The sequence below is a fragment of the Pseudomonas sp. NFACC56-3 genome (assembly GCF_900100025.1).
GTDB lineage: Bacteria > Pseudomonadota > Gammaproteobacteria > Pseudomonadales > Pseudomonadaceae > Aquipseudomonas > Aquipseudomonas fluorescens_AA.
The window spans coordinates 39350-49940 of the sequence record NZ_FMTK01000033.1 but is presented as its reverse complement, the minus strand read 5'-3'; the positions used below and the strand labels follow the sequence as shown (position 1 = coordinate 49940).

Annotated in this window: 10 protein-coding genes; 1 reads left to right on the top strand and 9 read right to left on the bottom strand. The window is 59.8% G+C overall.

Going from position 1 to position 10591, the window contains the following annotated elements; translation table 11 throughout:
• Positions 1-373 precede the first annotated feature (373 nt).
• The 6 genes from msrQ to BLO80_RS27960 all read right to left on the bottom strand — a co-directional run bounded on the left by msrQ (position 374) and on the right by BLO80_RS27960 (position 6354).
• Entirely contained in the window at positions 374-994 is a 621-nt protein-coding gene (msrQ, locus tag BLO80_RS27985) for a protein-methionine-sulfoxide reductase heme-binding subunit MsrQ (protein ID WP_092333696.1), read from the bottom strand.
• On the bottom strand, positions 994-2007 hold the full coding sequence (msrP, locus tag BLO80_RS27980; protein WP_092333698.1) for a protein-methionine-sulfoxide reductase catalytic subunit MsrP: 1014 nt from the start codon (positions 2005-2007) through the stop codon (positions 994-996). The genes msrQ and msrP overlap by 1 nt, the downstream gene beginning before the upstream one ends.
• 75 nt (positions 2008-2082) lie before the next feature.
• Positions 2083-2928 carry a CDP-diacylglycerol--serine O-phosphatidyltransferase gene (gene pssA, locus BLO80_RS27975; RefSeq protein ID WP_092172315.1) on the bottom strand — a complete coding sequence of 282 codons (846 nt, stop codon included), beginning with the start codon at positions 2926-2928 and terminating at the stop codon, positions 2083-2085.
• A 146-nt stretch (positions 2929-3074) separates the two neighbouring features.
• Positions 3075-4091 (bottom strand): ketol-acid reductoisomerase, encoded by a 1017-nt coding sequence (gene ilvC / locus BLO80_RS27970; RefSeq protein ID WP_024779611.1) that lies wholly within the window; start codon positions 4089-4091, stop codon positions 3075-3077.
• Between the two features lie 44 nt (positions 4092-4135).
• Positions 4136-4627 carry an acetolactate synthase small subunit gene (gene ilvN, locus BLO80_RS27965; RefSeq protein WP_003205610.1) on the bottom strand — a complete coding sequence of 164 codons (492 nt, stop codon included), beginning with the start codon at positions 4625-4627 and terminating at the stop codon, positions 4136-4138.
• A 2-nt stretch (positions 4628-4629) separates the two neighbouring features.
• A complete protein-coding gene (locus BLO80_RS27960; RefSeq protein ID WP_060743130.1) occupies positions 4630-6354 on the bottom strand; it encodes an acetolactate synthase 3 large subunit in 1725 nt (574 codons plus the stop codon).
• A gap of 401 nt (positions 6355-6755) precedes the next feature.
• Here BLO80_RS27960 and BLO80_RS27955 point away from each other — a divergent pair, with 401 nt between their 5' ends.
• Positions 6756-7178, top strand: a complete 423-nt coding sequence (locus tag BLO80_RS27955) for a DUF4124 domain-containing protein (protein WP_175459562.1) — start codon at positions 6756-6758, stop codon at positions 7176-7178.
• Positions 7179-7184: 6 nt separating this feature from the next.
• Here the strand turns inward: BLO80_RS27955 and BLO80_RS27950 are convergent, their stop codons facing one another.
• The 3 genes from BLO80_RS27950 to mrcB are packed head-to-tail and all read right to left on the bottom strand — an operon-like array spanning position 7185 to position 10568.
• Entirely contained in the window at positions 7185-7514 is a 330-nt protein-coding gene (locus BLO80_RS27950; RefSeq protein WP_092333700.1) for a YqcC family protein, read from the bottom strand.
• Entirely contained in the window at positions 7514-8233 is a 720-nt protein-coding gene (locus tag BLO80_RS27945; protein ID WP_092333702.1) for a tetratricopeptide repeat protein, read from the bottom strand. Before BLO80_RS27945 ends, BLO80_RS27950 begins: the two co-directional genes overlap by 1 nt.
• Positions 8234-8249: 16 nt before the next feature.
• The gene (mrcB, locus tag BLO80_RS27940; protein ID WP_092333704.1) at positions 8250-10568 is read right to left on the bottom strand and encodes a penicillin-binding protein 1B; all 2319 of its coding nucleotides are present in this window, start codon (positions 10566-10568) and stop codon (positions 8250-8252) included.
• Positions 10569-10591 lie beyond the last annotated feature (23 nt).

Below are 10591 nucleotides of genomic sequence, written 5' to 3'. Positions count from 1 at the left end.
TCAACCGAGGCGCGCATTCTACAGCGCCCCGTGCATCTGTCAAGCGGTTATTTTCAGAAATTTTCAAAGTTTCGCTTCGGAAACCTCAACAACTTCAACCACTTGCGCCTCCGATCTCTCGTTAGCGGGAGGCGAATTCTACAGCGTTACTCGCTGCTGTCAACACCTCTTTTTCACCGCTTTCGACCGAGAAGATCGAATCGCCTATAGAGCCCAACAACATTGCTCTATCTGCTTCTTCCGGACTTCGATGAACTGAAGCCCTGCACCTTCGAAACCTACTTAACTCGTTGAATCTCAAGGAGTTTTCCGTTTCTACTGCGCCGGAAGTGGGGCGAATTATAGACGTCCAGAATCTGCCGTCAACCCTTAATTACGCTTTTGTTGCAGAAGGGACTTTCCTACCCAGCAAACGCGGGATCCGGCGCATAACCAGCGGGACTCTGAGCATCAACAGTACAGCCCCGATAAAGGCGTATATCGACCACTCCTTCAAATCAGCCCGCACGATCCACAGCATATGCAGCAGCCCAAGCCCCAGAATCAGATACACCAGGCGATGCAATTTCTTCCAGCGCACGCCAAGCCGCCGCTGGCTGTAGCGATTGGATGTAACCGCCAGCGCCAGCAAGCCGAGAAACCCAAGCGCCCCAACAATGATGTAAGGCCGCTTGCTCAACTCGACGCCCAACTGTGACCAGTCGAACCCCAGTATGAACGCCGCATACCCGCTTAAATGCAGCACCACATAAGCAAAGCACCACAACCCCAACTGGCGCCGGACCGCAATCCACCCCGCCCACCCCGTCAATTTTTGCAACGGCGTCATGCTCAAGGTGATCAGCAGCAAAATCAGCGTCCCCAACCCGAGCCGATCCACCAGCACTTTGCCCGGGTCAGGGCCCAACGCATTCATCAAGGCTTCGTAAAGCCAGAGCAACGGCCAGACTGCCGCGGCGATGAAGACGCTCATTCGCCAGACTGGAAAACGCATCAGTAGTCCTTCCTCAGGTCCATCCCTGCATATAAAGAAGCGACTTCATCCTGATAGCCGTTGAACATCAGCGTATCGCGCACATTGGGACTGAACAGCCCACTCGGCAAACGACGTTCACGTGCCTGGGTCCAGCGCGGGTGATCGACCGTTGGATTGACGTTGGCATAAAAGCCGTACTCATCAGACGCAATGCTCTGCCAGGTGGTCTTTGGCTGCTCGCTCACCAGACTGATGCGCACGATGGACTTCACACTTTTGAAACCGTACTTCCATGGGACTACCAAGCGCAGCGGCGCGCCGTTCTGATTCGGCAACTCCCGCCCGTACATCCCAACCGCGAGGATGGCCAACGGGTTCATCGCCTCGTCCAATCGCAAGCCTTCCACATACGGCCAGTCGATCAAGGCGAAACCGGAACGCTGCCCCGGCATGACCTTGGGGTCCTGCAAGGTTTCGAAGCGGATGTACTTGGCCTTGGAGGTCGGCTCGACCTGCTTGAGCAATGCCGAGATGGGAAAACCGATCCACGGAATGACCATCGACCAGGCCTCGACGCAGCGCAGTCGATAAATCCGCTCTTCCAGTTGATAAGGCTTCATGAAGTCTTCCAACCCATAGCGCCCCGGCTTACCCACCTCTCCGTCCACGACCACGCTCCAGGGTTCGGTCTTCAGGGAGCCAGCATTGGCTGCCGGGTCCCCTTTGTCGGTCCCGAACTCATAGAAGTTGTTGTAATGGGTCGCGTCCTTGAACGGTGTGATGGGCTCGTTCTTGACCGTGACCGCCTCCCACTGGACGGAGGGCAATTTCTCGGCAAACCAGGACGGCGCCTTGCCCGGCTCGACCTCGGCATAACGTGCCGCTTCGGCAGCGCTGGCCCAGCGCGGCAAGCTGCTCACGGCGAGACCCGCCATGGTTGCACCGAGCATCTGACGACGGGATAGGTAGAGGGATTCGGGCGTGACGTCCGATTCACGGCAGTCGGACGACTTGGGGATCTTGATCAGCATGACAACTCCGCAGTATTGGAGGGCAGATGCACCAATAGACTGCGGAGTATGGGGGAAATTACATTAAGGCAACGTTTAGCGTCGGCGAAGACGCAACAAATATTGCACCGGGCCGGAAGCGGCATAGGCGAGGAATACCAGCAGCAGGATACGCGGCGGATCACTGAACACCACCGCGAATACCAGCACCACCGCCAGAATCGCCACGAATGGCACACGGCCCTTCAGATCCAGCTCCTTGAAGCTGTTGTACTTGATGTTGCTGACCATCAGCATCCCGGCCGCGGCAACCAGCAGCGCTACCAGGAACGACATTTTCGAACCCTGGATGCCGTAGTCGCTGAATGCCCAGACCACACCGGCCACGACACCCGCCGCGGCCGGACTGGCCAGACCGATGAAGTAACGTTTGTCAGCCTTGCCAACCTGGGTATTGAAACGAGCCAGGCGCAACGCCGCCCCCGCCACATAGATAAAGGCAACCATCCAGCCGACCTTGCCCATGTCTCCCAGCGCCCAGCCGAACGCCAGCAAGGCGGGAGCCACGCCAAAGGCGACCATGTCGGACAGTGAATCGTACTCGGCGCCGAACGCGCTCTGGGTATTGGTCATGCGGGCCACGCGCCCGTCCAGACCATCGAGCACCATGGCGACAAAGATCGCAATGGCGGCGAAGGCGAAGTAACGGCTCGCCCCTGCGCTATCACCGGCGCTCAAGGCAGCCTGGGCACTCATGGAGTTGATGATGGAATAGAAACCGGCGAACAGGTTCGCGGTGGTGAACAGGTTCGGCAGCAGATAGATGCCACGATGCCGGACCTTACGGCCTTCAGCGTCATGGCCTTCTTCGATGTGCTCATCGATGGGCAACAGGCTTTCGGCGTCAGGAGCCTGGCTTGGCTCGTCGGGACGTTCGCTCATGGGCAATACCTTGCAACGGTGTGAAAAAAATTCAACAGATGTCTGGGACGACGATTCGGCCGCAAACGATGCAGCTTTATACCAGAAGCCATCGCCCAAACGAAAAAACGCGGCCAGGGCCGCGTTTTTCGACTCGAGTTCGCGACTTAGTTCTTGGCTTTGTCGACGATCTTGTTGGCGCTGATCCACGGCATCATCGAACGCAGTTGCTCACCGATGATTTCGATACCGTGGGCGGCGTTGTTGCGACGCTTGGCGGTCATCGAAGGATAGCCGGTGGCGCCTTCGCTGATGAACATCTTGGCGTATTCGCCGTCCTGGATACGTTTCAGGGCGTTGCGCATGGCCTGACGGGATTCGGCGTTGATCACTTCCGGACCGGTCACGTACTCGCCGTATTCGGCGTTGTTGGAGATCGAGTAGTTCATGTTGGCGATACCGCCTTCGTACATGAGGTCAACGATCAGCTTCAGTTCGTGCAGGCACTCGAAGTAAGCCATTTCTGGCGCGTAGCCCGCTTCGACCAGGGTTTCGAAACCGGCTTTCACCAGCTCGACCGTACCACCGCACAGAACGGCTTGTTCGCCGAACAGGTCGGTTTCGGTCTCGTCCTTGAAGGTGGTTTCGATGATGCCGGTACGACCGCCACCCACGCCAGCGGCGTAGGACAGGGCCACGTTCTTGGCGTTGCCCGAAGCATCCTGGTAGATCGCGATCAGGTCAGGGATACCGCCGCCTTTCACGAACTCGGAACGCACGGTGTGGCCCGGGGCCTTCGGCGCGATCATGATCACGTCGAGGTCAGCACGCGGCACGACCTGGTTGTAATGGATCGAGAAACCGTGGGAGAAGGCCAGGGTCGCGCCCTTCTTGATGTTCGGTTCGATTTCGTCGCGATACAGAGCACCCTGGAACTCGTCCGGAGTCAGGATCATGACCAGGTCGGCAGCGGCAACGGCGGAAGCCACGTCAGCCACTTTCAGGCCGTGGGCCTCGGCCTTGGCAACGGTGGCCGAGCCTTTACGCAGGCCGACAGTCACGTCAACGCCGGAATCTTTCAGGTTGCACGCCTGGGCGTGACCTTGGGAACCGTAGCCGATGATGGCGACTTTCTTGCCCTGGATGATCGACAGGTCGCAGTCTTTATCGTAGAAAACTTTCATGAATTTCCCCTATATCCGGCCGTTCAGGCCATTCGCTAATTTGGTTAGATGCTCAGTACTTTGTCGCCACGGGCAATCCCGGTGACGCCACTGCGTACGGTTTCCAGAATCGAGGCAGTGCCGATCGATTGAATGAAGCTGTCGAGCTTGTCGCTGGTACCGGTCAACTGAACGGTATAGACGCTGGCGCTGACATCGACGATCTGCCCACGATAAATATCGGTAGTACGTTTGATCTCGGCACGCTGGGCGCCGGTGGCCTTGACCTTGACCAGCATCAGTTCACGCTCGATGTGAGCGCTTTCCGACAGGTCCACCAGCTTGACCACCTCGATCAGCTTGTTCAGGTTCTTGGTGATCTGCTCGATGATTTCATCGTGCCCCACGGTGGTCAGCGTCAGACGCGACAGGGTCGGGTCTTCGGTTGGCGCCACGGTCAGGCTTTCAATGTTGTAGTTGCGCTGCGAGAACAGGCCTACAACACGAGACAGCGCACCCGGTTCGTTTTCCAGAAGCAAGGAAATAATGTGTCGCATGATTAGGTACGCTCCGTCTTGCTCAGCCACATATCGCGCATGGAGCCGTCTTTGATCTGCATCGGGTAGACGTGCTCGCTGGTGTCGACCGCAATATCGATCACCACCAGGCGATCCTTCATGGCGAACGCTTCCTCCATCTTCGACTTCAAATCCTTCGATTCGGTGATGCGCACGCCAACGTGACCGTAGGCCTCCGCCAGCTTGACGAAATCAGGCAGCGATTCCATGTAGGAGTGCGAGTGACGGCTGCCGTAGCTCATGTCCTGCCACTGGCGAACCATTCCCAACACACCGTTGTTCAGGATCACGATCTTCACCGGCAAACCGTACTGCAGGCAGGTGGACAGTTCCTGGATGTTCATCTGGATGCTGCCCTCGCCGGTGACGCAGGCGACGTCGGCATCCGGGAAGCTCAACTTGATCCCCATGGCCGCCGGGAAACCGAAGCCCATGGTGCCCAGGCCACCGGAGTTGATCCAGCGGTTGGGTTTGTCGAACTTGTAGTACTGCGCGGCGAACATCTGGTGCTGACCCACGTCGGAGGTCACAAAGGCATCGCCCTTGGTCACTTCGCACAGGGTTTCGATCACGGTCTGCGGCTTGATCACACTGCCGTCGCCCTTGTCATAAGGGAACAGGCCGCGATCGCCGCGCCATTCATCGACTTGCTTCCACCAGCTGGCCACGGACTCCTTGTTCGGAACCTCGCCGATTTCCTTGAGGATGGCGACCATTTCGGTCAGCACGCTCTCGACGGGACCGACAATCGGCACGTCTGCCTTGATGGTCTTGGAGATGGACGCCGGATCGATGTCGATATGGATGATCTTGGCGTTCGGGCAGAACTTCGCCGGGCCGTTGATCACACGGTCGTCGAAACGCGCGCCGACCGCCAGGATCACATCGGCGTGGTGCATCGCCAGGTTGGCGGTGTAGCTGCCGTGCATGCCGAGCATGCCGATGAACTGACGGTCGGTGCCTGGGAACGCACCCAGGCCCATCAGCGTATTGGTGACCGGCAGGTTGAGCATTTTTGCCAATTCAGTCAGCGGCGCGGAGCCACCGCCGAGGATCACGCCACCACCGGAGTACAACACAGGGCGCTTGGCCGCCAGCAGCATTTCGGCTGCCTTGCGGATCTGCCCGGAGTGACCACGGACCGCCGGACTGTAGGAACGCAGCTTGGCTTTTTTCGGGAAGATGTATTCGAACTTCTCGGCCGGGTTGGTCATGTCTTTCGGGACATCGACCACGACCGGGCCCGGACGACCGGATTCAGCCAGGTAGAAAGCCTTCTTCATGACTTCCGGGATTTCCGACGCGTGCTTGATCATGAAGCTGTGCTTCACGATCGGCCGGGAGATACCGATCATGTCGGTTTCCTGGAACGCATCGGTGCCCACCATGGTGCTGGGCACCTGGCCGGAGATGATCACCATCGGGATGGAGTCCATGTACGCGGTGGCAATACCGGTGATGGCGTTCGTGGCGCCAGGACCGGAAGTCACCAGGACCACGCCGGCCTTGCCGGTAGCACGGGCATAACCATCAGCCATATGGGTGGCCGCCTGCTCGTGACGAACCAGGATGTGGGTCACTTCCGGTTCTTTGAACAGGGCATCGTAGACATGAAGAAGAGCACCACCGGGGTACCCGTAGATATATTTGACGCCTTCGTCACGCAAAAAGCGGACGAGCATCTCACCGCCAGATAAAAGCTCCACGTTGTTCACCTCTAAAACGCCAGAATACCGACCCACAAAAAGGGGACGGGTCTTAATAGGTTTACTTCTCGGCAGAGCATGAGCGACGGTGGTCGCCGACTACGTCAGCACTGACTGAGCAAGTATTGGGATCGTCCCAAGTGTTGCGGGCCTTTCCCACCCAGCGCGAGGTAACGCGTTGCGGGTGTAACAGGTCGGCGCGGATGTGCGCCTCATGATCTGCCGAGTGGGTCTGCTTCTGGCAGTCCCTCTACAGCGGACTTTGGATTCTTCTGTTTCGCCTCCTTCAAGTCAAGTCGTCTATGTGCTTTATTCGAAGTAAGCGCATGAGAACGCAAGAAAAAACCCTTAAACGGCAACTGTGTTAGCTTCAATTGCGCAACCCAAGACAAGGAAACAGCATGCGAATGATCTTCTTGACGGCCAGCCTGCTGGTTGGCCTGAGCCCGATATGCATGGCCGCTCAGGTCTACAAATGGGTGGATGCCCAAGGTGTCACCCACTTCGGATCCCAGCCGCCCCAGGACGCCGAGGCCACGACCGTGATCAAGTCCTCGCCATCCGTCGCCAAACCGCCCGCGCCTCCTTCCGGCGGCGTCATTGGCGACCAGAAGGCGATCGATAAAGAGGTCAAGAAACAGATTGCCGAGCAGGAAGCCCAGCTCAAGGCATTTTGCGAGCAGGCCAGGACCAACCTGGCGCAGCTACAGAACAACCCGCGGGTACGTGAAGACGTGGAAGGGGAAATGCGCCGCCTCAATGACGAAGAGCGGCGCCAGCGCATCGAGGAAACCCGCAAGCAGATCGATGAGCACTGCCAGTAGCGTGGGTCAGCCGACGTTGCTGATCATCTGATCGAACTGCGCCAACAGCCGCTGCAATTCCACGCCCTGCCCGGGTCGCTGGGCATAGACCATCTCGGCCATGGCCAGGATGCCCGAGGCGTTGGGCAGCGGCAGGTCGTTTTCCAGGATGGCTTTCATCCTGGGCAGGAAAATCCATTGCAGCCACTGCTCGAAATCCAGGGTGTCGACCGCGAACGGCTCAACACTGGCCAGCGCCTCGGCCGAAGGCGATACCTCGCTCCACCAGCCCTGGACCCGCAGCTCCCGCTCGATCAGCAGCAACTGATCGGCGATTTGGGGAAAACGCCTATCCATCAGAGCGAAACCTTGGCCTTTTGACGGGCCAGCGCCGCGCCAGCGGAGTCGCCTTGTTTCTCACGGGCCTGGGCGATCAATTCCCACAGGCTGGCCTGAAGCGCCGGGCGACCACTAGAGAATGTCAGGCCACGGCGGGCCAGTTGTTCGGCTTGCGGCGCATCGCCCTGGGCCATGCGCACCTGGGCCAGGCGATAGAGCACCTGGGGTTCGCGCGGCGCTACACGCTGGGCACGCTCCAGGCTGGAGGACGCACCGTTGAGGTCACCGCCGGCCTGTTGCTGCTGCGCCGTGGTCAGCAGGGCCAGCACCGGGCCGTCCAGTTGTTCATCGGCGGACAAACCACCGGAACTTGCCGACGGGACGCTGCTCGGCGTCGAAGGCATGCTGTAGCTGCCCTGATCGATCGGCGAAGTTTCGATAGGCCCTGGCGTGATCGGGCCCGGCGTGATCGGCGTGCTACTGATCGGCGCCGAGGTTGTCGCACCGCCGCCGGGCACCATCACGACGACACCGGTGTCGCCCTGCGGAATCGCCTGGACCTGGCCCTGCACCGGACGCTTCACCGTCGTTTGACGGAAACCGCCGTTGGCCGAGACCCGCTCGCTGTTGGACACAGCCGTGCCGGCGTCAACGACCGGAATCGAACCGCGCTGTACGGTAGAGCAACCACTGAGCAAAGCCACGGCCGTTACCGCTGGAATCAACCACTTGTTCACTTGAAACCCTCTTTGCCTAATTCATCCAGTCCTTGACCCAATCCATCACCGATTCGGCGGGATTCGTGCCGCCACAGGCTGCACCGGGTGGCGGTTCGCTGCCGCGAATATACGGCATCTGTACGGCACCCGGGCAATTGGCGTCGGAGCCTTGGCCAGTACGCGAATCGACCCAGGCCTGAACGATGTTGTCCGGTTGCGGCATGTCCAGCGGCAGCGGGTCGGCCTTGCGCATGAAACTGGTCCAGACCTGCAACGCGCCAGTGGCGCCAGTGAACGGGGTCTTGCCGTTGTCATCGCGTCCGAGCCAGACCACCGCCAACAAGTCCTGGCTGAAACCGGCGAACCAGCTGTCGCGCGAATCGTTACTGGTCCCGGTCTTGCCCGCCAGGGTCAGGGTCCGGGGCAGCACGTTATAAACCGAACTGCCGGTGCCTTCACGCATGACCCGCTGCATCGCGCTCTGGATCAGATAAATGGAGGCCGGATCGAAGCGCTGCTGGATCTGGAACGGATAACGCTTGAGCGGCTCGCCATCGGCGGTCAGCACGCTGCGGATCCCGCGCATCGGCGTATTGAAACCGCCGTTGGCCAGCGTCTGGTACATCGCCGCCACTTCTATCGGCGTCAGCCCCCCCGCCCCCAGCAACATCGACGGGAAGGCCGGCAGTTCGCGGCTTACGCCCAGGCGCGCGAGGGTCTTGAGTACGTTCGGCACGCCGACTTCCAGCCCGAGGCGAGCCGTCGACAGGTTGTAGGAATGCGCCAACCCCTGATAGAGGAACACCGTGCCGTGGGAACGACGATCATAGTTCTGCGGTTTCCAGACCTGGCCATCCGCGCCCTTGACCGAGAACGCCTCGTCCGATAGCCAACTGGTCAGCGTGTACTGGCTCGGTTTCTCCAAGGCGGTGAGGTACACCGCCGGCTTGATCAGCGAGCCAATCGGACGCACCGCATCCAGGGCCCGGTTGAAGCCGGCGAAACTGGCCTGGCGGCTGCCGATCATGGCTTGGACTTCGCCGGTTTCCGGATTGGTCACCACCATGGCCGCTTCGACTTCGTCGGCGCCCTTGCGTCCGCCCAGCCGTTTGAAGGTGTCCTCGACCGAGGCTTCGGCCTTCATCTGCAGGATCGGGTCGAAACTGGTGAAGATGCGCAGGCCTTCTTCGGTCAAGTCTTCATCGCGGTAGTCTTCACGCAACTGGCGCTTAACCAGGTCCATGAAGCCGGGGAACGAACTGTCCGCCAGGCTGCCACGCTTGGTCACGCCCAACGGCATCTTTTTCGCGGCTTCGACTTGCTCGGCCGTCGCCACACCTTGTTGTTGCAGCAGGTCGAGCACCAGGTTGCGCCGCTCGAGGGCACGTTCCGGATTACGACGCGGGTTGTAGGAAGACGGCCCTTTGACCATGCCCACCAGCAACGCCACCTGATGCAGCTTGAGCTCGGACAGCGGCTGGCTGAAGAAGAACTGGCTGGCAAGGCCGAAACCGTGCACCGCCCGTTGACCATCCTGGCCGACGAAGACCTCGTTGAGGTACGCCTCCAGGATCTCCTGCTTGTCGTAATGCAACTCCAGCAACAGCGCCATCATGGCTTCGGTGAGCTTGCGAGTCAGGCTGCGCTCGTTGGTCAGGTAGAAGTTCTTGACCAGCTGTTGGGTCAGGGTACTGCCGCCCTGGCGCATATGCCCCGAGGACGTGTTGACCCAGATAGCCCGGGCGATCGACTTGGGCGAGACGCCGAAGTGATGGTAGAAGTCGCGGTCTTCGACGGCAATCAGCGTGTCGAGCAGGAACGGCGGTACCTGGTCGATCTTGATCAGGATCCGGTCTTCGAGGTTCTTGGGGTACAGGCCACCAATGAGCAGCGGCTCAAGACGCACCACCGACAGGCTCGCGTTGTTGGCGCCGGTCAGCGCAGCCACATAGTCACCGGAAAAACGCACCCGCACCGGTTGCGCCTGTTCCATGCCTTCATAGAACTGGAAACCACGGGTGTTGAGGTCGATGGTATTGCCATTGACCGAGGCCGCACCCGGACCATTGGCCACGCTTTCACGGCGATACCCCAAGGCATCGAGTTCGGTCAGGAAGTCGTCCTTGCTCAGCTTTTGTCCGACGAACAGCTCCAACGGCCGGGCATAGACCTTGGCCGGGATGGTCCAGCGCTTGCCGGAGAATTTCTCCTGGACCACGGCATCGAGATAGACCGCAAAACCGGCGAGCACGACGAGGCCCACCAGGCTGAGTTTAAGGGCCCAGCCCAGCCAGGGCCGCAGGCGGCTGGCGGGTGGTTTCTTGGGGGTACGGGGGGATCGGGTACGAGTCATGGCGGCGGATTATACGCACTTTG

Excerpts from the sequence above, each read along its gene's own strand:
- pssA (WP_092172315.1), bottom strand. The coding sequence starts at position 2,928 with ATGAGCGAACGTCCCGACGAGCCAAGCCAGGCTCCTGACGCCGAAAGC.
- BLO80_RS27955 (WP_175459562.1), top strand. The coding sequence starts at position 6,756 with ATGCGAATGATCTTCTTGACGGCCAGCCTGCTGGTTGGCCTGAGCCCG.
- mrcB (WP_092333704.1), bottom strand. The coding sequence starts at position 10,568 with ATGACTCGTACCCGATCCCCCCGTACCCCCAAGAAACCACCCGCCAGC.
- msrP (WP_092333698.1), bottom strand. The coding sequence starts at position 2,007 with ATGCTGATCAAGATCCCCAAGTCGTCCGACTGCCGTGAATCGGACGTC.
- BLO80_RS27950 (WP_092333700.1), bottom strand. The coding sequence starts at position 7,514 with ATGGATAGGCGTTTTCCCCAAATCGCCGATCAGTTGCTGCTGATCGAG.
- ilvN (WP_003205610.1), bottom strand. The coding sequence starts at position 4,627 with ATGCGACACATTATTTCCTTGCTTCTGGAAAACGAACCGGGTGCGCTG.
- ilvC (WP_024779611.1), bottom strand. The coding sequence starts at position 4,091 with ATGAAAGTTTTCTACGATAAAGACTGCGACCTGTCGATCATCCAGGGC.
- msrQ (WP_092333696.1), bottom strand. The coding sequence starts at position 994 with ATGCGTTTTCCAGTCTGGCGAATGAGCGTCTTCATCGCCGCGGCAGTC.